Origin of the sequence: Limisphaera sp. VF-2, from assembly GCF_049537125.1 — a bacterium.
In the GTDB taxonomy this organism is placed as follows: domain Bacteria; phylum Verrucomicrobiota; class Verrucomicrobiia; order Limisphaerales; family Limisphaeraceae; genus Limisphaera.
In genome coordinates this window covers 2,054,077-2,075,766 of sequence record NZ_JBMVQY010000001.1, presented here as the reverse complement: position 1 = coordinate 2,075,766, position 21,690 = coordinate 2,054,077, and the positions used below count along the sequence as shown (strand labels likewise).

At 66.0% G+C, this 21,690-nt stretch carries 16 protein-coding genes; 12 read left to right on the top strand and 4 right to left on the bottom strand.

Annotation, left to right across the window (positions count from 1 at the left end):
* Positions 1-586 precede the first annotated feature (586 nt).
* The 4 genes from hisG (at position 587) to ACPDIT_RS07370 (ending at position 3,791) form a co-directional block, all read left to right on the top strand.
* Positions 587-1,483 (top strand): ATP phosphoribosyltransferase, encoded by an 897-nt coding sequence (hisG, locus tag ACPDIT_RS07385; RefSeq protein ID WP_423442526.1) that lies wholly within the window; start codon positions 587-589, stop codon positions 1,481-1,483.
* Positions 1,484-1,497: 14 nt separating this feature from the next.
* The gene (locus ACPDIT_RS07380; protein WP_423432110.1) at positions 1,498-1,599 is read left to right on the top strand and encodes an AURKAIP1/COX24 domain-containing protein; all 102 of its coding nucleotides are present in this window, start codon (positions 1,498-1,500) and stop codon (positions 1,597-1,599) included.
* A 116-nt stretch (positions 1,600-1,715) separates the two neighbouring features.
* On the top strand, positions 1,716-3,404 hold the full coding sequence (locus ACPDIT_RS07375; RefSeq protein WP_423442525.1) for a tetratricopeptide repeat protein: 1,689 nt from the start codon (positions 1,716-1,718) through the stop codon (positions 3,402-3,404).
* Positions 3,405-3,407: 3 nt separating this feature from the next.
* On the top strand, positions 3,408-3,791 hold the full coding sequence (locus tag ACPDIT_RS07370; RefSeq protein WP_423442524.1) for a DUF2203 domain-containing protein: 384 nt from the start codon (positions 3,408-3,410) through the stop codon (positions 3,789-3,791).
* A gap of 620 nt (positions 3,792-4,411) precedes the next feature.
* Here the strand turns inward: ACPDIT_RS07370 and ACPDIT_RS07365 are convergent.
* A complete protein-coding gene (locus ACPDIT_RS07365; protein WP_423442523.1) occupies positions 4,412-8,473 on the bottom strand; it encodes an autotransporter-associated beta strand repeat-containing protein in 4,062 nt (1,353 codons plus the stop codon).
* A gap of 382 nt (positions 8,474-8,855) precedes the next feature.
* On the opposite strand from ACPDIT_RS07365, the gene ACPDIT_RS07360 reads away from it, so the two are divergent.
* The 8 genes from ACPDIT_RS07360 to ACPDIT_RS07325 all read left to right on the top strand — a co-directional run bounded on the left by ACPDIT_RS07360 (position 8,856) and on the right by ACPDIT_RS07325 (position 18,238).
* Positions 8,856-9,419, top strand: a complete 564-nt coding sequence (locus ACPDIT_RS07360; RefSeq protein WP_423442522.1) for a sigma-70 family RNA polymerase sigma factor — start codon at positions 8,856-8,858, stop codon at positions 9,417-9,419.
* On the top strand, positions 9,412-11,088 hold the full coding sequence (locus tag ACPDIT_RS07355; RefSeq protein ID WP_423442521.1) for a LamG-like jellyroll fold domain-containing protein: 1,677 nt from the start codon (positions 9,412-9,414) through the stop codon (positions 11,086-11,088). Before ACPDIT_RS07360 ends, ACPDIT_RS07355 begins: the two co-directional genes overlap by 8 nt.
* A 529-nt stretch (positions 11,089-11,617) precedes the next feature.
* On the top strand, positions 11,618-13,558 hold the full coding sequence (dnaK, locus tag ACPDIT_RS07350; protein ID WP_423442520.1) for a molecular chaperone DnaK: 1,941 nt from the start codon (positions 11,618-11,620) through the stop codon (positions 13,556-13,558).
* Between the two features lie 150 nt (positions 13,559-13,708).
* Positions 13,709-14,002, top strand: a complete 294-nt coding sequence (locus ACPDIT_RS07345) for a co-chaperone GroES (protein ID WP_165109198.1) — start codon at positions 13,709-13,711, stop codon at positions 14,000-14,002.
* A 51-nt stretch (positions 14,003-14,053) separates the two neighbouring features.
* On the top strand, positions 14,054-15,688 hold the full coding sequence (gene groL / locus ACPDIT_RS07340; protein ID WP_423442519.1) for a chaperonin GroEL: 1,635 nt from the start codon (positions 14,054-14,056) through the stop codon (positions 15,686-15,688).
* A gap of 418 nt (positions 15,689-16,106) precedes the next feature.
* On the top strand, positions 16,107-17,078 hold the full coding sequence (locus ACPDIT_RS07335) for a hypothetical protein (protein WP_423442518.1): 972 nt from the start codon (positions 16,107-16,109) through the stop codon (positions 17,076-17,078).
* A gap of 6 nt (positions 17,079-17,084) precedes the next feature.
* Complete coding sequence (locus ACPDIT_RS07330; protein WP_423442517.1) at positions 17,085-17,729, top strand: RNA polymerase sigma factor; 645 nt, start codon at positions 17,085-17,087, stop codon at positions 17,727-17,729.
* Positions 17,726-18,238 (top strand): hypothetical protein, encoded by a 513-nt coding sequence (locus ACPDIT_RS07325; RefSeq protein WP_423442516.1) that lies wholly within the window; start codon positions 17,726-17,728, stop codon positions 18,236-18,238. Before ACPDIT_RS07330 ends, ACPDIT_RS07325 begins: the two co-directional genes overlap by 4 nt.
* Positions 18,239-18,520: 282 nt before the next feature.
* On the opposite strand, the gene ACPDIT_RS07320 is transcribed toward ACPDIT_RS07325, so the two are convergent.
* The 3 genes from ACPDIT_RS07320 to ACPDIT_RS07310 are packed head-to-tail and all read right to left on the bottom strand — an operon-like array spanning position 18,521 to position 21,690.
* A complete protein-coding gene (locus ACPDIT_RS07320; RefSeq protein WP_423442515.1) occupies positions 18,521-19,753 on the bottom strand; it encodes a four-carbon acid sugar kinase family protein in 1,233 nt (410 codons plus the stop codon).
* Complete coding sequence (gene pdxA, locus ACPDIT_RS07315; RefSeq protein WP_423442514.1) at positions 19,750-20,787, bottom strand: 4-hydroxythreonine-4-phosphate dehydrogenase PdxA; 1,038 nt, start codon at positions 20,785-20,787, stop codon at positions 19,750-19,752. The genes ACPDIT_RS07320 and pdxA overlap by 4 nt, the downstream gene beginning before the upstream one ends.
* Complete coding sequence (locus tag ACPDIT_RS07310; RefSeq protein WP_423442513.1) at positions 20,788-21,690, bottom strand: dihydrodipicolinate synthase family protein; 903 nt, start codon at positions 21,688-21,690, stop codon at positions 20,788-20,790.

Below are 21,690 nucleotides of genomic sequence, written 5' to 3'. Positions count from 1 at the left end.
CTGTGGCGGGTTCTCGTCGCACCGTTTTCCGCAATGACTCCACACTGGGCAATCCGCGCCCCCGGCCACCCCGCGCACGGAACCTGCCCCCGCCCGGGGCCTGTGAAACGCGGACGGCACGCCATCCCGCGCTCCGGCATGGTCAGTTCCCCTCTGCTGCGCCAGTGGCCGGCGGCCATCGGTCCGTTGCCACCCGGGACGCACGAGTCCGGAGACCGTGGAATCGAGGCCCATCGGCCCATGGGCGTTGAGAGGTGCCGCAGCAGGTCCACGATCAAAAGCCCGGAACGTCTGTCACAGCAAGGGTCCCGGCCCGCAGCTGCCCGTGCGTCGACCCGGGGAGGCTGGCGGGTTGCCGATTCACGGCCCAGCCCCAGAGTGGATCGGCCGGGCTCGACCCGGGCAGCGAAACCCAGATTCGATCAGACTCACGGTGCGCGAGCCGCGGGTTACAATGCAGGCGGCGAAACGGTCCGCGGCCCGCAAAAAAGAGTGGCTTTGCTTCGGTCAAGCTGGCAAATAGGGGGGCCGCGCCGAGCCCGGCGGCCCCGACGTCGCCCGGCCCCGGCGGTGCGGTCGGATCAACATGGCGGAGAAAAAGCAGGAATCGAAGCGAGTATTGCGGTTCGGGTTGCCCAAAGGCAGCCTGCAGGATGCCACCATCGAGAAACTGGCCAAGGCCGGATACAACATCCAGCTCAGCAGCCGGTCCTACATCCCGTACGTGGACGACGAAGAGCTGGAAGTGCGCCTCATCCGCGCCCAGGAGATCAGCCGCTACGTCGAGCACGGGTACCTGGATTGCGGCATCACCGGCTACGACTGGATCGTCGAGAACGGTTCCAAGGTCCATGAAGTGGGGGAGTTCCTCTTCAGCAAGGCCACGCGCAAGCCGGCCCGCTGGGTTCTGTGCGTCCCGGAGGACTCGCCGATTCGTTCGGTGAAAGACCTCCAGGGCAAGCGGATCGCCACCGAAGTGGTCAACATCACCAAGCGGTACCTCCGCAAGCACGGCGTCAAGGCCCATGTCGAGTTCTCCTGGGGGGCCACCGAGGTCAAGGCGCACGAACTGGTGGATGCCATCGTGGAAGTGACCGAGACCGGGTCCTCCCTGCGCGCCAACAAACTGCGCATTGTGGACGAAATCCTGGTCTCCACGCCCCGGCTCATTGCCAACCACACCGCCTGGCGCGACCCGTGGAAGCGCAAAAAAATCGAAACCCTGGCCATGCTGCTCAAGGGTGCTCTGGACGCCGAGGTGATGGTGGGCCTCAAGATGAACGTGCCGGAATCCAGGCTGCCGGAGCTGCTCAAGGTGCTGCCCGCGCTCCGCAACCCCACGGTCTCGCAGCTCAGCCAACCCGGATGGGTCGCCGTTGAAACCATCATCGACGAGCACATCGTCCGCGAACTCATTCCCCAATTGAAGGCCGCGGGCGCCGAGGGCATTATTGAATACCCGCTGAACAAAGTCGTATACTGAGGGCCAGTCATCCTATGGGTTCACTGAAAAAGCGCCGCAAGGCCAAGATCAACAAGCACAAGCGACGCAAGAAACTGCGCATGCACCGCCACAAAAAGCGGACCTGGCAGACTTGACGCGTTGCCCGGCCTGCCTCTCGTTCCGGCTTCGGACGCGCGACCGCCTGCATTTTGCCCTCCGGGGCTGGCGGCGGTATGCTCGGTTCATGAGGTCTGCCTGCCAACTTGGGTGGGTGAGCGCCCTCCTGCTGGCGGGGGTCGTGGTCTGGGACACCGGCTGTGCCGCACCCGGTCGGTGGCACCGGGCCGTCCTCTGGAGCCGGGACCGGGGAAACGCGGAGCTGCGCGGACAGGTTGAAGCCGACGCGCATTTCGCCGAAGGGGTTCTGTGTGAGACGCGCGGGGATCTGCCGGGCGCGGTCCAGGCCTTCCAACGCGCGTTGGCAGCGGCTCCCGCAGACGAGGAACTCGCCCGCGAGGTGGCCCGCCGGTTTCTCCGCTATGCTCAACCGGCGCTGACGCTGGAAGTCCTCCAACCTTTTGCCGCCACCTCCCAGTCGTCCGAACTGCACCTGCTGCGCGCCGAGGCGAACCTCCAACTCAACCAGCACGCCCGGGCTTTCGAGGCTCTCAAGACCGCTCGAGAACGGGGCGCGGCACCGGCGGCCATGCTTCCGGTGCTGGGCGCCCTGTTGCAACAGGCCTCCGCCCAGCAGGGCGATGCCGACCTGCTCGAGTTCGTCAAAGCCCTGATGAACGCGCCGGAAGCGGACGCCGAATCGCTGCTGGTCCTGGGGGACTGGTACGCGCGCCTGTCCACGCTCTCCGCCGCGGAGCGATCCCGGGCTGGCGACCAACTCCGCAGCCTCGCCACCCGCATTGCCGCCCTGAACCCACAAACGCCCGAACACCAGTTCGGCCTGGCCGAGTTATTCCTGCGCGCCGGCCAGCCCGAGACCGCCGTCACCTGGTACGAGCGTGCCCTCCGGGAAATGCCACCCCGGGCACCGCTGCGCCGACTGGCGCTGGCCCGGCTGGCCGATCTCCACCTGCAATCCTCGCGCCCGCAACAGGCCGCCGAACCGCTCCGCGCCCTCCTGGAGCTCGACCCCACCAACGTTCAGGCCCACTACGTGCTCGGCAACCTCGCTATGGATGACAATCGGCCGGCCGATGCCGTGGATGCCTATCGACGCGCCCTGGCGATCAATCCCAAGTTCGAGCCGGCCTATTACAACCTGGCCCAGGCGCTCCTGGCCGTCGGTCGACCCGACGAGGCCCTGGCCATCCTCGAGCAGGCCCGACAAACCATCGGCCAGACCTTCCTGCTGGAATACCTCTCCGGCCTGGCCTGCAATCAGCGCCGCGACTATGCCACCGCCCGACAACACTTCACGGCCGCCGAAGTCATCGCCAAGGCCACCGACACCAACCGCCTGACCGCGCCGCTCTACTTCCAGCTCGGCGTCACCGCCGAACGAACCGGGGATTTCGATGCGGCGGTCCGACACTTTGAAACCTGCCTGCGTCTGGATCCCAACTTCCATCCCGCCCAGAATTACCTCGGTTACATGTGGGCCGAACGCGGCCAAAACCTCGAGCGCGCACGTGAACTCATCGAAAAAGCCGTCCAAGCCGAGCCCCGCAACAGCGCCTACCTGGACAGCATGGCCTGGGTCCTGTTCCAACTGGGCCGACCCGATCAGGCCCTCCCCTGGATGGAACGGGCGCTGGAGCACATGGAGGAACCGGACGCCACCCTGTACGAACATTTGGGCGACATCCTCGCCGCGCTCGGACGACTCGACGAAGCCCGTCGGGCCTGGCAACGCGCCCTCGAGATCGAGCCCCACAACCAGACGGTTCGCCAGAAACTCCACACGCCCCCCGCCCCGCAAGCCCGCCCTTCGCAGGCCCCGTAAGTCATGAGCTTTCGGTTCGATCGTCACTACACCGTCGCCCAGGCCCAGGCCCTGCTGCCCAGGGTCCAGCAAACCCTGGCCCGACTGCGAGAACTCCGCAAGGCCATCAACCGGTTTAACAGCCAGGTCACCCGGCAGTTCCCGCTGGGCTTTGACCTGGGCGGTCCCGCACTGCACCGTCACATCCGCCGCCAGCTCGAATGGGAGGACATCCTTCGCAACCTCGACGATCAATGTATCATCGTGCGCGACCTGGACCGGGGGCTGGTGGATTTTCCCAGTTTGCGTGAGGGTCGCGAGGTCTTCCTTTGCTGGGAAGAAGGCGAGCCCCAGATCGCCTACTGGCACGACCTGGACGCCGGATACGCCGGCCGCCAGCCTTTGTAAGGCGCCTGACGGAGGCACCGGCCGGATCCACCCCGGCACAATCGCCTCCACCGCCGAGTCGGCCAATCCGCCCCGGTCGCCCCGTAGCGAAGCCGCCACACGCGGGCGTAGAATTGGCCCACCCGCCAGTGGCACACGCGGCCCTCCTGCTGGGGATCGGTGTCGGCTCGCCTGCAGTGTTGCGTCTGCGCACCCAGGGTTCCGAATTCGCTTCGGTTGGCAACGCGGATTAACACGCCTCCGGCTGCCGCGCAGTCCCGAACCGATGGCAGCCGCCTCCGCCGAGCGCGGCGCGCGGGCCTCGCCGACCTGGCGAGCCGGGTCGAACCGAAAAGTTGGAATCTCTCGGAAGGTCCGCCCCGGTCCTCGACAACCGCACCTCGAGTGGGACCGCCACCCGGTCCGGTGCCGGGGAACCTGTCCGGCACGCAGGGCATCCCCACGTGCACCTCCGCATCCCACGCTCAGGGTTCCGCTGGCCTTTGCCGGTGCGGGGGAAACCAAAACGAACGCCCGTGGGCGGGCCCCGATCCGAACCCACCCACGGGCGCGTGTGGACCTTGTCCCCTATGCCTGTACGCGGTGCGAACCCATCCGATCCAAACTCGATGCAGCTGCGATCACGGTCGGCTGATCAGCCGGAAGAACACGCTTCCGGGCAGCGTGTCCACCGGCACGGTCACCGGGCTGGTGGCGCCTCCGGGATAGTCCACCCAGTTGGTGCTCAGGCCCACCGCCAGGCTGTTGGTCTGAACCTGGAGCTTGTAATTCCCGGTCCAAGAGAACTGGATCGCGTTGCCCACACGGTTGTACTCCAGCCTGGGCGGCGCCGTGACCGCCTGCACTGTGATACTCCCGTCCACTGCCAAGTTGTTGATCCAGGTGGCGCCACCGCCGGTCACCGTGAGGTTTTGCCCGTTCTGCACCGGCTTGTTGAAGAGCACAAACCGGTCGCCCACCGACAGCGTGGGCCCGAGGTTCACCACCCGGACGGTGCCGTTGCCCGTGTTCACCGCATTGCCGCCCACCTCGATCGCGTCATGCACGGGCGACTGCCCCTTGTGGATCTCGATCTCGAGGTCGCCGCCCAGCAGGAGATCCTGTCCCAGGGCCAGTGTGCCGATCACGCCCGGGGCCGGGCCGGGGAGCAGGGTCGTACCGGCCTCGGTCTGCACGCCGCCGAGAATCGGACCCACTCCGCCGAGTGCGCCACCGTACACGTACGTGGCGCCGGCCCAGTTCTCCCCGTTCACCACCAGGGTGCCGTTGCTGACGGTGTTGATCCCGTTGTAGGTGTTGGTGGCGGTCAAGAACACAATGCCGGGCCCCATTTGGAGGATGGACCCGCTGCCGGAGATCACACCCGGCACGATCAGTTCCCCGGCGCGGTTGAATTCGAGCAGGCCGTTGTTCACGACGTTGCCGGTTCCGAGGGAGCCCGTGGTGCCGCCGTTGCCCACGCGCAGAATGCCCACGTCGATCGTGGTCCCGCCCGGATAATTGTTGTTCCCCGTCAACGTGAGCCGACCGGGGCCCGTGTGGATCACGGCGCCGCGGTTGGCCGCGGCAATGTCAGGAGACACCACGCTGACAATGTTGCCGCTGAAGATCAGGTCGTCCGGCCGATTGAAGACCAGGTACCGACGCGTGTCGTTGTATTCCCAGCTGTTGGTGAAGATGACATCGCCGACGATCGAACCGGCGCCGGGCGTCAGACCGTCGCCCAGCACGATGCCGCCGCCGCCGATGAGCGTGCCCCCCGTGTAGGTGTTCGTCCCCAGGAACTGCACCGCCCCGTCGTTGAAGTTGTTGACGTCTTTGAACACCACACCGGTGCCCACGATGTTGTTGGTGTACACGAACACGGGGATCTCCGGCCAAATGCCGTCCTGACGAACGAGGCGCAGCATGCCATGGTTGGTCACCACCGAGCTCACCAGCTGCCCGGCGTTGCCCCGGGAAGGCTGGAAGATGGCCCCCGGCTCAATGAGGGTCCAGCCGGTGTAACTGTTGGCCCCGATCGCCATGAGCCAGCCGCGCCGCACGATCAAGTGGCCCGGCCCGGTGAGAATGCCGTTCCCGGTGAGCGACCACTGGCCGGTGCTGTCGAAGATCAGTGTCCCATGATTCTCGACCGGCGAGGTGGAGGCCAGTTTGCCCGTGGCGCCGCCGTTGCCGATTTGCAGCGTGCCGTGGTTGGTGGTCCCGCCGCTGTAGGTGTTGTCCGCCTCGAGCACCAGGGTCCCCGGACCTTCATGAAGCAGCGAACCCGTACCGCTGATGACACCGGGCACCACCAGCGTGCCCGTGCGGCGCACGACCAGGCTGCCATTGTTGATCACCGGGCCGCTGCCAAGACTGCCCGCGCCACCGCCGTTGCCGATCTGGAGGGTGCCCTGGACCGTCGTGCCTCCGGAATACGTGTTGTCGCCCGCCAACACCCACTTGCCCGTGCCCACCTTGGCCACGGCCGTGGGGCCGCCGCCGTCCTGCAGCACCGAAGCCAGCGTGTTGTCGGCCTCACTGCTCCCGGCAAGCGTGAGCACGCGCTGCCCGGACCCGCTCAGGCCGATGACACCGGGATTGGCGAAGTGCAGAGCGCCCGAGCCCGAGGCGTCCAAAACGCCGCCGCTGGTGCCCAGCGTGAACAGACGATCCACCGTGGCGCCCGCCCCGGTGTACGAAAGGGTGCCTCCATTGAGAACAAGATTGGCTGCATCCGCGCCGGCGGCGCCAATATCGCTGGAGGCGCCGCCATTGGCCAGAGAGCCGACGCTCAGGATGCCTCCTGAAATGACCGTCGGACCAGTGTAGGTGTTGGCTCCGCCGGCGAGGGTGAGCGTGCCAGACCCGCTCTTGGTCAGGCCGCCGCTGCCCCCGATGTTATTGGCACCGCTGGAAGTGATGGTGTAGGGCTTGGCGGTGTTGTTGACCAGGGTCTGGAAGGGGGCCACCGGCGCATTCACCACCACCGCGGTCGGACCCGTGGCCGCATCGCTGAACAGTGCCCAGCCGCCATTGGCGAACACGGCCGGCGCGCCGCCGTACGTCCAGTTGTTGGGCGTGGTAAGATCCCACGAGTTGTTGTTGGCGCCGGTCCAAACATAGGCGAGGTCCGAAACGTTCAGGTAAAGCGTGTTGCCCTGGATCGTGAGTGTACCCACCGCACCCTGGACCAGACCCAGGGTCACATTGGGCGCCGGCCCGTTGTTCCAGGTAAGCAGCGGATAACTCTGGTTGATGGCGAAGGTCCCGCCCAACACGTTGACCACGATGGTGCCGTTGGCCACGAGCGTGTTGGCCGACAAGGGCGCGGCGGTTGTGCTGGTAATGTTGTCGAATTCCAGGGTGCAACCGTTGGCGTTGCCGAGTGTGAGCGTGTTCGGGGTGATCGGAGTGGTACCGGCCCGCACTGTCAGAGCGGCTCCGTCTGCCACGGTGATGTCCCCGTTGCCGCTTTTGCCCCCGGCAAATACCAGCCGGCCGGCTCCCACAAGGGTCGGGCCCGTGTAGCCGGCCGAGCCCGCCAGGGTGAGGGTGCCGGCGCCGAGTTTGGTCAGGGATCCACCCGGGCTGGTCAGGGAGGTGGCGAGGGTCACCTCCTGCCCGCCCGTGTCCAAGCGGTACTGCTGCCCCGGGTCGTTGCTGAATCGGCTGGAGTAGTCAAATGTGTTGGCCGCGCTCCACCGCAGGGTGCCGCCCTGGAAAAGGATCATGCCGCCCTGGCCCAACGGCCCCGAAACCCCGGTCGTCTCCGGTCCGTTGGCCACCAGGGTGCCCCCGGCGAGCTGAAGGTTCCCACTGAACGTGCTGGCGCCCGAAAGCATCAGGATGCCGCTGCTGACCTTCAGTTGGCCGGCGCCGTTGATCGGATAAGGGAAGTTGGCCGTGCCGGTGGGGGCGTCGTACTCGAGAAGACCGCCGTTGAGAGCGATGCTCGCGTTGCCGGTCATGCCGTCCAGCAAGTTTGCGCTTTTGAGCACTACCGTCCCGTCCTCGACGGTCAGGGGGCCCTGGATTGGGCTGTCGAAGGTGGCCACGTTCACGCGGGTCCAGAGCAGCCGCCCGGTGCCCTGTTTGGTAATGATAGTGGGCGAGTTGTTATCGGCCCGGAGATGATGATTCACCACCCAGTCGCCGCTGCCGGTGAAGATCAACGTATGCGCGCCTCCGCCCCCATACCGGATCCGGACGTTCGGTTGGATGGTGGCCGGGTTGGTGGAGTCATTGAGCAAGGTGTGGGTTTGACCGCTTTGGCCGCCCCAGAGCAAATCGAGAATGTTGGTTTCGGGAAGACCCAAGGTAAAAGCCCCGGCCCCGGGTTCGATGGTGATGTTGTTGACGCGAATCGCAAACTGAAGTCCCACCGCTCCGTAAAACGTCACCGCATGGGTTTGCTGCGACGTCAAATAGACATCCCGGCCCAGCTGGCCAAAAGCCCCTTGGACGCCCCCGGTGGTAAAGGTCAGGAAGAGATTGCTGGAGGTGCGACCGTCCCACACCATGATGTCGGTCGGCTGCGGAACGCCCACAGGGTCCCAGTTCGTGTCCAGGTCAAGGCGAACGCCATCCCCCGCCCCGGTCCAGTAACGCGTGGTCTGTGCCGGAACCAGGGTCGGCAAGACCGCCAGGGCCAGTCCGAGATTCAGGGACCATCCCAGAGACGAGAATTTTGCTTTCATGGTTTTGCTCCGGTGGGTTGTCAGGCTGGTAGCGGGTTTCGTGTTGTTGGTTGGGAAACCGAGGTCGCCGCGGACCACCCGGGGCCACGGGGGAGCCAGCGGCTCTGGCTGGACACCCCGGGGGCGCACGCCCCGCACTCCCCGCACTGTTCGTACAGGATTCACGTGGTCCGCATTCGGGCTTTTGCACTTCTGTATTTGCCGGACTTGTGAGAATCTCACAGCCCGGAGTGTGCGGAACACCCGGCGCTGGAAGACCCGTGTCGAAACGCGCGAACGGCGGCGAAATCGGGGGGCCCCGGCCGGCCCAAGGGCCTCGCCCACCCCGTGTGAAGTGAGAAAACCACCCCGCCTGGCAAATTCTCTCAGGGGAACGTGTCCTATGGACGGCAAGTCAACCTTGGAACAGGTTCTGGACCAGGTCGCCAGCGGCAATGTGGACGCATTCCGCTGGATCATCCGCGAGTACGAACTGCCCCTGCGCAGCTACCTGTGCAGCCAGGTTTACGACCTGGACGTGGTGGACGACCTGGCGCAGGAGGTGTTCATTGCCGCCTACCGCAGCCTCGACACGTTCCAACGCGGGCAGGATTTCGGTCGCTGGTTGCGCGGCATCGCGCGGTTGAAGCTGCAAATGTACTTCCGCGCCACGGCGCGCCGCCAGAAGGCGATGGAGCGATTCCGACAGGAAGTGGCCCGGTTGATGGAAGAAGAACTCGAACAAGAGGCGGCGCGACATCACGCGGCCGCGATCGAGGCTCTGCTCCGCTGTATCAGCCGGCTGCCCGAGAAACTGCGCCGGGTCGTCCGCGCCGGCCTGGACGGGACCAAGCCGGCCCTGCTTGCCCAGGCGCTCTCCACCTCGGTGGGGGCCATTTACAACCTGCATTACCGGGCCAATCAACTGCTCCGCGAGTGTGTGAGGAAAGAACTGGCTCATGGATGACGACCTGCGAGATGTCCTGACCGTCTGGAGTGGAAGCCCGCTGGACGAGGCCCGCTACGAGGCGCTGCTGGCCCGATTGCGCTCCGACGCCGCCTTTCGTCAGGCTTGCGCCCGTGAGCTGCACATGCTCGGGATGCTGAAGGTGGTGCAGGCGCCCTCCCCGCGCTGGCTGCGGCTGGAAGAGGAACTTCGACCCGAGACGGCCACAACGCCTCCCGAGCCGGTCGAGAGTTTGGAAGGCTCCGTGATGGCCGCGCTGCACAGATCGATCCAACCCTGGAAACGGTGGCTTGCTCCAGCCGTAGCAGCCGGCGCGGCAGGGCTGCTGATGGCCTTGGGACTGTGGACCCTGACCCGGCGAGCCCCCGCCCCGCCCGTCCCGCTCCATCTGCGCGACACCTTGGGCGTGGTCGTGCAGATCGAACGGGCCGTCTGGGACCCCGCCACCGAGCTGCGGCCGCGCCGGGACGACCTGCTGGAGCCGGGATGGCTGCGACTGCGCTCCGGACTCGTCTCGCTGGCCCTCTTCAACGGCGTGCGGCTGCACGTCGAGGGACCGGCAGCCCTTCAATTGCGATCCCTCTCCTACGTCTTTTGCGAGCAGGGCCGCCTGGCCGTACACGTGCCACCCCAATCGGAAATCAAAGATTTCACCATCGCCTCCCCGGGAGCCGCCATCCGGGACATGGGCACGGAGTTCGGGTTCAATGTTTACCCCGACCGGCCCGCGGAGCTCCTGGTGTTCCGCGGCGCCGCCGAGGCGTCCGTCCTGGCCCCCAACGGCACCACACTCCGCAGCGAGGTGCTCCCGGAACATGCCACGGCCCGGATCGTGCCCGAGCGCGGGGTCATTGAACAGACCGCCCTCCCCACGGTCGGATTCGTGCAACCCCCGCGAGTCGACACCCGGCCCCTTCGTCTGAGCCCCGATTACCCCCGGGCCGTGATGACCCAGCGCCCCTGGGCCTACTGGCGATTCGAAGAGGTCACCGCCGGCACCGTACCCAGCGAGGTGTCCGGAAGTCCCGCCCTGCGTCTCCAGGGCAACGTTCGCTTACGCGAAGTCGGCTCCGACAACACCGCGGCCTTCTTCGATCCCCGCCAGGCCGCCCCATACCTGGAAAGCGCAGAACCCTGGGAAGTGCCCTCTTCGGACTACGCCATCGAATTCCTGTTTTCCTCCGAACAATACAAGAACAGCGCCCTGGTCAGTCTGCTCACCGGCGACGACCGCCATCTGGCGATGGTGGAGTTGACCGCCCGCGAACCGGAACACCTCGTGCACAAGCCCGGCACGCTGCGGTTCGTCCACCGCAGCCCGCCCGCCACCTACGGCGGCGTCAACCTCTTCTCCACCCGGGTCTTTTTCCCCTACCGTTGGCATCACATCGTGGCTCAGCGCCGTGGACACCGGTTGGAGCTGTACATTGACGGTGCGCTGGCCACGGCAGCTGAGGTCGACCTGCCGAGGACCGGGGAGTCGTGCCGGATCTTGTTGGGACGATTGCGCTACCAGCCCGTGCCCCCCGAAGACATCCGGTGTCTGGCCGGGTACTTGGACGAGGTCGCCCTTTACCCGCACGCGTTAAGCCCCGAAACCATCAGCCTGCACGCCACCTTGGCCGGATGCGGGGAATCGGCCCGAGCATCCGCTTGGGCGCGCCGGTAGAAGGCCAGAGCCTCTCCGATGGCTCCTCAATGAGGCCAGCCACCTTCCCCGGCGGGCTGAAAAACTTCCCATTTCGATCACCTGTCCACCCAGCCGGGCGAAGAACCAGACCCCCTCGGCTCTGAGGCTCAGGCTTTTCGAAGCCCTCCGAAAATCGTCAAAGTCGGAGGCCTTTCGCCCCGGTAACGTCCATCTACAGATCCTACGCTCAACACGTTCAACCAATCCCCGTCGGACCCCATGGCCGGAACAGGCTTCCGCGACCCCTTTGGTGGCTCGTCAGTGTTCCCCCCGACCCGATGCCATTGGACGAACCGCCTTGTGACACAGCAACCCGCCCTCGGGTCCACTTTGTGTCAGGTTGACTCGACTGGCACAGTTTTTTGCGCGATAGCAACGGTCCGGTTCCTACATAAGGTCTTAATGTACAGCAACTTGGAAATCGAAGCCGTGGCTGGCATTCGGCTAGCTTAGAACCCAGTGGCTTCGAGCCCTCCGGGGCGGCCACGCAACGAAAGGATTTTGGATTATGCCGAAAGTACTCGGAATCGATCTGGGCACGACCAACTCGTGCATGGCAGTGATGGAAGGGGGCGAGCCCGTCGTTTTGGAGAACTCGGAAGGCCGACGGGTGACCCCCTCGGTAGTGGCTTTCACCAAGAGCGGGGAGCGGCTGGTGGGGGACGCTGCCAAGCGCCAGGCGATCACCAACCCGCGCAACACCATCTACTCCATCAAGCGCTTCATGGGCCGCAAATTCAGCGAGGTCCAGGAAGAAGCCAAGCGCATGCCCTACAAGGTCATCGAGGGCCCCAATGGCGACGCCTGGGTCGAGGTCGAAGTCGGCGGGCAGCGCAAGCAGTTCAGTCCCCCCGAGATCTCCGCCATGATCCTGCAGAAGCTGAAGGCCGACGCCGAGATGCGGTTGGGCGAGAAGATCACCCAGGCCGTGATCACGGTGCCGGCCTACTTCAACGACTCGCAGCGTCAGGCCACCAAGGATGCCGGACGCATCGCGGGCTTGGAGGTTCTGCGCATCATCAACGAGCCGACCGCCGCCTCCCTGGCCTACGGCTTGGACAAAAAGAAAGATGAAATCATCGCCGTGTACGACCTGGGCGGGGGTACCTTCGACATCTCCGTGCTCGAAATCGGCGACGGCGTCTTCGAGGTCAAGGCCACCAACGGCGACACGCACCTCGGAGGCGATGACTGGGACAACCGCATCATCGACTGGATCCTGGAGGAGTTCCGCAAGGAGCACGGGATCGATTTGCGCAAGCAACCCGACGCCCTCCAGCGCATCAAGGAAGAGGCCGAGAAGGCCAAGATCGCCCTCAGCTCCGCGCAGGTCTACGAAATCAACCTGCCCTTTATCACCGCGGATGCCAGCGGCCCGAAACATATCAGCATGAAACTGACCCGGGCCAAGCTGGAGCAGCTTTGCGACGACCTGTTCGAGCGGACCGTGGGGCCGGTGCAGGCCTGCCTCAAGGACGCGGGCCTGCGGCCCGAGGACGTGGACGAAGTGGTGCTGGTCGGCGGCATGACCCGCATGCCCAGGGTGGTCGAGACGGCCAAACGGCTCTTCAACAAGCAACCCCACCAGGGCGTCAACCCGGACGAAGTGGTGGCCGTGGGCGCGGCCATTCAGGGCGGCGTGCTGAAGGGCGAGGTCAAGGATGTGCTCCTGCTGGACGTGACGCCGCTGTCGCTGGGGATCGAGACGCTGGGCGGTGTGTTCACCAAGCTCATCGAGCGCAACACCACCATCCCCACCCGCAAATCCGAAATCTTCTCCACGGCCAGCGACAACCAGACCAGCGTCGAAATCCACGTCTTGCAGGGCGAGCGGCCCATGGCCCGCGACAACAAGACCATCGGCCGCTTCACCCTCACCGACATCCCGCCCGCACCCCGCGGGGTGCCGCAAATCGAGGTCACTTTTGACATCGACGCCAACGGCATCCTCCACGTCAGCGCCAAGGATCTGGGCACCGGCAAGGAACAGAAAATCACCATCACCGCCAGCAGCGGCCTCTCCAAAGAAGAGGTGGAGCGCATGCGAAGGGAGGCCGAGCTGCATGCCGAGGAGGACCGCCGGCGCCGCGAGGCCGCCGAGGCGCGCAACGAAGCCGACAACGCCGTTTATCGCTCCGAAAAGTTCCTCCGCGAAAACGGCGACAAGATCAGCGCCAGCGACCGGGAGCGCATCGAGCGGGCCGTGCAGGCGGTCAAGGAGGCCCTCAAGAACGACGACGCCGGGCCCATCCGGTCGGCCACCGAAAAGCTCATGGAAGTCTGGCAGTCCGTCAGCGAGGCGCTGTATCGGTCGGCCGCCGAACGGGCGCGCGCCGGCAAGAGCAGCGGCACCGAGTCGGGCCGCACCTCCGAATCCGAGCCCAAGAAGGGCCGCTCGGAAGAGGGGCCCATCATCGATGCCGAGGTCGTCGATGACAACAAGAGGTAGGAGATTTCCAACCCCCGGCCGCGGGGCCGGGGTTTGCACAACCGGTTCCGCCCGGTTTGGCGGGGCCGGCAAGAAGCCCGCCGTGGGGTTTGCGGCGGGGCTGCTGCTTCACCAAACCCAAGAACCGTAGAACGTGGTCAACGTCAGACTATGGCACTGAACATCAAACCGCTCGGCGACCGGGTGCTGATCGAGCCGGTCGAAGAGAAGGAAGTCAAGAAAGGCGGCATCATCATCCCCGATACCGCCAAGGAGAAACCCCAGGAGGGCATTGTCCGCGCCCTGGGCACGGGCAAGCTCGATGAAAACGGCAAACGGATTCCTTTCGAGGTCAAGGTCGGCGACCGCGTGCTCGTCAGCAAGTACGGCGGCACCGAAATCAAGGTGGACGACAAGGAGTACAAGCTGATGAGCTCCGACGACCTGTTGGCGATTCTGGAGTGATCCGCGCAACCGTTGGCAGTCTGAGACATCGCACATCCAAACCTGTAACCTATGGCAGCCAAACAATTGCTCTTCGATGAAGCCGCGCGCATGGCCATCCTGCGCGGCGTGACCAAACTCTCCAAGGCCGTCACGGCCACGCTCGGTCCCAAGGGCCGCAACGTGGTCATCGACAAGAAATTCGGTTCGCCCATCGTCACCAAGGACGGGGTGACCGTGGCCAAGGAAATCGAGCTGGAGGATCCCTACGAGAACATGGGCGCCCAGATGGTGCGCGAGGTGGCCAGCAAGACCAGTGACGCCGCCGGCGATGGCACCACCACCGCCACCGTCCTGGCCGAGGCCATCTACCGCGAGGGCCTCAAGTTCGTCACCTCCGGCGCCAACCCCATCGGCATCCAGCGCGGCATCCAGAAGGCCGTGGACGCCGCCGTGGCCCACCTCGAAAAACTGGCCAAGAAGGTCAAGGACAAGGAGGAAATCAAGCAGGTGGCCACCGTCTCGGCCAACTGGGACACCGCCATCGGCGCAATCATCGCCGATGCCATGGACAAGGTCGGCAAGGACGGCACCATCACCGTCGAGGAGGCCAAGACCATCGAGACCACTCTGGGAGTCGTCGAAGGCATGCAGTTCGACAAGGGCTACCTGTCGCCCTATTTCGTCACCAATGCCGAGACGATGGAGTGCAAGCTCGAGGAACCCTACATCCTCATCTATGAGAAGAAGATCACCAGCCTGAAGGACATCCTGCCGCTGCTGGAGAAGGTGGCCAAGGCGGGCAAGCCGCTGCTGATCATTGCCGAGGAGGTCGAGGGCGAGGCGCTGGCCACGCTGGTGGTCAACAAGCTGCGGGGCACCCTCCAGTGCTGCGCCGTCAAGGCCCCGGGCTTCGGCGATCGCCGCAAGGCCATGTGCGAGGACATCGCCATCCTCACCGGCGGCAAGTTCATCAGCGAAGACCTCGGCATCAAACTGGAAAATGTCGAGCTCAGCGACCTGGGCCGGGCCAAGACGGTGATCGTGGACAAGGAAAACACCACCATCGTCGAAGGCGATGGCAAACCCTCCGAAATCCAGGGCCGCGTCAACCAGATCCGCCGGCAAATCGAGGAGACCACCTCGGACTATGACCGGGAGAAACTGCAGGAGCGCCTGGCCAAACTGGCCGGGGGCGTGGCCGTCATCCATGTCGGGGCCGCCACCGAAACCGAAATGAAGGAGAAGAAGGCCCGCGTGGAGGACGCCCTGCATGCCACCCGCGCCGCGGTCGAAGAGGGCATCGTGGCGGGCGGTGGAGTGGCCCTGCTGCGCTGCCTGCCGGCCATCGAAGCGGTCAAGCCCGCCAACGAGGACGAGAAAATCGGCATCGACATCGTCAAGCGTGCCATCGAAAGCCCGTTGCGCGAGCTGGCCAACAACGCCGGTGTCGAGGGCTCGGTCATCGTCGAGGAGGTCAAGCGCCGCAAGGGCAATGAGGGTTACAACGTGGTCACCGGCGAATACGAGGACCTCGTCAAGGCCGGTGTGGTCGATCCCAAGAAGGTCACCCGCACCGCCCTGCAAAACGCGGCCTCCATCGCCGGCCTGCTCCTGACCACCGAGTGCCTCATCACCGAAATCCCCGAGAAGGAGAAGAAGAGCTCCGGCCGGGGACACGGTGACATGAGCGACATGGATTACTGATCTTCACCGGTCGAACCAACCGGAGTTTCTTCCGCGGCGGGGCCTGTCGCAACGGCAGGCCCCGCCTCGCTTTTCCCACCGCCTCGCCCCAACCCCCAACCACGACGGAAGGATCCCGGCGGTTCGCCCCTGACCGGCGCGGGCGTCGGGAATCGACGGGACAATCCGCGCCGAAACACTCCATCCATGCGCTCGCCCTTCTCGAGACGAAATCCTTGCCCACGCGAGACCCGGGCGGGTATCCCCCTCCCCGCGCCGCGACCACGGGCCCCGTGGCCCTCCGATGACATTTCCGGCCCGAGCGCGTGTCCGGGGCAGGTTCTTTCGATTTTGAGACCTGCCCGTGTAACCGGCTCCTCCCTTTGCACGTAATGAGGGGCGAAAAACAAAGCTGGACCATCAACATCCGAGGCAAGCCATGAAACGTAACCTCCGCTGGATCCGCCGGCTGACCGGCTGTGCGCTGGTCGGCTGCCTCCCCTGCCTGCAGACGCACGGAGCCCCCCTCCAGACCGCCGACGTGCCCCACGAACCCGCCTGGGTCCTGCACCTCGACCTGGACGCGTTCCGGCAAACCACCCTCGGCCAGCACCTCCTGGCCGAAATGGAAAAGGAGGAGCATCGCAAGAAACTGGCGGCATTCCAGGCCGTGTTCCGCTTCGATCCACGCACCGCGCTTCACGGCCTGACCCTCTACAGCGTCTCCAAGGCCCAGGAAGACGGAGTCCTGCTGGTGTACGCCGACGTGGACGCCGCCCAGTTGACCGCCCTGGCGCAGGGCGCCAAAGACCATCGAACCCTCGCCCACGGCACCCACACCATCCATCACTGGGTGGACGACAAACGGCCCCGCACGCCGGAAGGACCCGCCCGCACCTACGCCGCCATCTATCAGAGCCGCATCGTCCTTTTCGGCCAAAGGCCCAAACGCGTCATGCAGGCGCTGGACACCCTCGATCGCAAGCAGCCGAACCTGACCACCAATGCCCGGCTGGTCTCCGCCGTGCCACAGAACGCCTTCCTCGTGGGCGTGGCCCGGGGCGGAGCCCTGCCCGGTGACGATCCCCAGGCCGCGGTATTCCGCCAGTCCCACCTGGTGACCTTGAGCGTCACCGAGGCCACTCAGCAGTTGCGCGGCCGACTGGTCCTGGAAACCGCCAACGAAGAGGTCGCGACTCAGGTTGAAAATGTGGTGCGCGGTCTGATCGGCCTGCTGGCGCTCCAACAAAAGCCCGAGGTCCAAAAGCTCGTGCGGGCGCTGAGCGTGGAACGCAACCAGAACCGTATCAGCCTGGACTTGACCCTGCCGGTGCAAGAGATCATTCAGCAAATGCAGGCCGCCACCACGGCCGCTTCGCAAAAGACCGAAAACTCCGGCAACCGTCCCTGATCCGACGTGAACCCCAGGGATCCAGTCCCATCCGACGCGGACCTGGCGGTGGCCGCCCGTCGGGGTGACACTGCCGCGTTCGACGAGCTGGTCCGGCGTCATCACCAGCGCATCTGGCAGTATCTCCACGCCTGCTGTCGCGATCCGCACACCGCGGACGACCTGACCCAGGAAACCTTCGTGACCGCTTACCGCCAGTTGCATCATTACGATCCCGGGCGGCCCTGGCTGCCGTGGCTCTACACGTTGGCCCGCCATAAATGGGTAGATCACGTCCGAAGCCAACGTCCACCCGCCACGCCTCTCGAGCACGCAGGCGAAACTCCCCACGCCGCCTCGGAGGCCCTGGCCCAGCGCGAGTTGCTCGAAGACCTCTGGCACTGGGCCGGACAGCAACTGCCCCCGCTCCAGTTCCAGGTCCTGTGGCTCCGGTACGTGGAGGATCTCTCGGTGGCCGAGATCGCCCGATCCCTTCGACTCACACCCGTTTACGTGAAGGTCTTGCTCTTTCGCATCCGACGCGTGCTGGCGGAAGAGTGGTCCGTCCGACACCGATCGGCGGTGTCGGCTTCCGCGGCCACCTCCCCGCAGCCTCGGGCGGACTCTGCATCCCTTCCTCCAACCCATCTGAAAGCATCCCTGGGCCCATGAAACGGTGGTGGAAATTCTATCGGCTTTCGTGTGAGCTGGACCGACCGGCCGGGCCGGCCGCCCCCGGTCATACTCACGGATCTTCCGAGCCGAACGATCCGCAGGTCCGAACCTGGCTGGCCATCCATACCAGGCTGCAGGAATCCGCACGAACCCGGCCCTTGCCGCCGCCCGATCTGCCCGAGCGGATTCTCCGAGCGGTCCGCCGCGCTGAGATCGACCCCGCCAAGACGCGCGCCATGCCGAGCTGGCACCCCTTGCGCCTCCCCGTGGCGGTCGGCGCAGGCTTGATGCTACTGGCCCTGACCCTGGCCGTCTGGTTTCGACCGAGCCCGCCGCCTGCTCCCGGCCCGGAGCCGCTCGCCCTCGTCAGCCAAACCCAAATCCAGGCCCATCAATGGATCCAGCGCATCCTCGATCCCGACCTCCAACAACTGGAGCGGGAACTGGAACAGACCCGCCGGGAGGCACAAGCTGCATTGGCGCATGTGCTGGCCAGTATCCCGTAAACAACCGGCCCTGCCGCCCACACCCGGGGCTGCGCGGAATGAACCTGTGCACGCGTTCGCTCAAGCCTCCCGCTGCTGATCCACCGGAGGGGCACGGGTCGGCCCTCTTCGCGCGCTGAAAAGGAGGCCGGCGACCGAAGGAAAACCTCAAGCACATCCCGCAGCATCCACGGGCCAACGAAACGTTCCATGCATTTATCGGGGGAGGCAGAGACCCAGCCCGCCTGGGAGTTGCCCTTTGCCCGTCCCATGGACCGGCACGCGGGCGACGGGACTGTATCCTTAACCTCCTCCGCACATCGACCAGAGCCGTGCGACTTCTTCCGGCCAGGGATAGCTGCCCGGTTTGACCACCACGGGAAGGTTGGCTTCCGGCCCGCCCGCCAGTTCCACCACGCCCGGGGCCCATTCGCGGGTCACGCGCAAGCACTCGCAACCCAATCGTTCCAGCAGCCGGGCCGCAGTGGCACCCCCGTCCGCAAAAACCAGGTCTGGTTTCGCACGTCTCATCACTTCCCCTGCCGCCTCAGCCAGCCGCATGACCCAAAGCGAGCTCTCTGGCAGGCTCACAGCCCCACCAGGATTCCCCAGGCAAAGAACGACCGCCCCTCGCTGCTCCAATCCGGCTGTGCATTGTTCGATCGCCCGATTCGTGTCCACGCCGCCGGCTGGGCTGCCCCCACTGAAGAACTCCAGCAGCCGGACCACCGCGATCCCATTCTCCGCGAGCCGATGAATCCACGCCGCGGCCGCCGGACTGGCGGTACCAGAAACCCACAGCAAGCGCCGGGGCGCGAGCCCTGCCGAGTGCCCCGGCCGCAGCGAACCCGACGCTTGTCCGGCCCTTGTTGGGTTCCAAGCCGGCCCGCCAACCCGCGTCTCCGAATCCCATCGATCCAGCAAGGCCTCGAAAAAATCCGCGCCCCCGGCGGCCAGGATCTCCGGGCGCCACCGCGCGGCCCAATCTTTCACATCCGCTGGGGAAGTCGCTTCCGCCACCACCACCTGCGCCGCGGGCAGCGGATCCGAAACTCCGGCCACGGCCACACGTACCCCGGGCAACCTCCCGAGCAGGTCTCGTACGTCACTCGACCGACGCGGATGCCCCGGGTCCCGGGCGAATTCAGTTTCGTGCAAGGGCGTGCCTGCGACGAAGTAGTGTCCCCCCCGGATCACGCGCTGCCGCGAGGGATTGGCCGGCAGGAGCAGAACCCGGGAAGCCCCCAGCTCCCGGCGCACTGCCTCCACTTCGGCCAATACGGGACCGCGCAGCACCGAATCCACCTTTTTGTAGATTCGAATTGCCCCGGCCTGCCGCAGCGCCCGCGCGGCCGCCGCCACACAGGCAGCCGCGTCGTCTGGAGACCGACTCCGCGTGTCCGTGTCCACACAGACAGCCCCCGCGGCACACCGCCGGGCGGTTCCCCGAACAAGCACGGCCTCCAGTCCGCGGCGCACCGCAATGCCCGCCAGCTCGGCTGCGCCGGTCAGGTCATCGGCCAGAACTCCGATCATGCCACACCGGGCCGGTCGGACCGACCCTCAAACCCCGGCGCCAGACGCGCAGCAGCCCGAAGCGCGGCAAGAAAGCTCTGCCCGCGCGCCCTGCCCTGCCAGGCAATGTCAAAGGCCGTGCCGTGATCCACCGAGGTCCGCACGATGGGGAGCCCCAACGTGATGTTCACGCCCGTGTCGAACGCGAGCATTTTAAAGGGAATGTGCCCCTGATCGTGATACATGGTCACCCACGCGTCGAATCGTTCGCGTTGAAACGGCACAAACGCCGTGTCCGGTGGCAGCGGGCCTTCGACGGTCCACCCACGGGCCCTGGCCGCGGCAATGGCCGGCCGGATGAATCGCTCTTCTTCCCCTTGCCCGAATAATCCGCCTTCGCCGGCGTGCGGGTTGAGTCCGCAAACCGCCAGACGCGGTGCCCGACCCTGTAACCGGTGGCAGGCAGTGCCGGTCAACTCGATCACGTCCAGGATCCGCTCCACGGACAGTTGCCCCGGAACCTCGGCGTACCCCACGTGTGTGGTAACCAGACTCACGGTTAGAGCTTCACTGTACAGCATCATGCAGGTGCGCCGCGCACCCGTGAGCGCGGTGAAGATTTCCGTGTGGCCCGGATACGGCACACCCGCCTGCCGCAGGGCCGCCTTGTGCACCGGCAGCGTCACCACCGCATCCACTCGTCCGGCCTGCGCGCTGGCGATGGCCCGTTCGATGTAAACGTACGCCGCGCGCCCACAGGCGGCCGAAACACGACCCGGCTGCCACGACCCCCGATCCAGGGCCGCGCAATCCACCAGCAACGGGCCGTGCGGTTCGCCCCCGGCCTCCCAATCCTCCCAACTCACCCGTTCGAACGGCCAGCGCCCCAGCCCGCGCTCCATGACCTCGTCCACCACCCAGGCATCCCCGAACAACACCGGCACACACATCGCCTGCACCGCCGGGGACCCCAGCACGCGGGCCGCCAGTTCGGGCCCCACCCCGGCCGGATCCCCCAGGGTCACGGCCAACACAGGCTTCGAGCGCATGACCATTCACCCCAGAAGCTGCAGGCTCTGCATGGTCGCCCGGACGGCTTCGATCTCGGCCGCATTCATCGGCAACAACGGGGGCAACACCCACGGACCGCACAGCCCCCGAACCGCCAGCGCCGCCTTCAGGGCCGCAAGCGACTCGCCCAGGGTTCGGCCGTTCTGATAGAGCGCGGCCACCTCCAACGCGCGCTGCGCGCATGCGTCCACCCGCGCCCAGTCCCCCCGCCGCGCCGCCGCCCACATCTCGACACACACCTCCGGAATCAGGTTGGCCACGCTCGGCACAATCCCGTCCGCCCCCAGCCGCAGCCCCGCCGCCATCAGAGCTCCAACCCCGACGAACACGGAGAAATCCGGGCGCCCCCCGAACCGCGCCAACAATGCCCTCAGCCGGTCCGGATCATTCTCGGAATCCTTGATCCCCGTCAGACGCGGGTGTCCCATCCAACGCTCCAACAAATCCAGCGGAACCGACACCCCGCTGACGGTGGGAATGTTGTACAGGACCAGCGGACCCTCGACGGCGCCCAGCAAGCGCTCCGTCCAATCGGACAACGCCTCGGCCGGCAGACCGGTGGGCGGGCGCGCCACCAACACACACGCTCCCGCCTCCAGAAAGGCGGTGCCGGCGTCCCGCTCCGGCTCCGGGGCATCCCCAAGGCCGGCATAAACCGGGACGCGCCCGCGCACGCAGGCCGCCGTGCGACGCACCAGCCGCACCGCATCTTCGCGACTTACCGCCGCCCCCTCGCCCGTGGTGCCCAGCACGAACAATCCGTCCACGCCGGCCCCCACCAGGAACTCCACCATCGGTTCCACCCCGGCCTCGTCCAGTCGTCCCTCCCGCGTCACCGGGGTCACCATCGGGACGACCACGCCCTGCCATTTCCCGTTTGTCTTCAT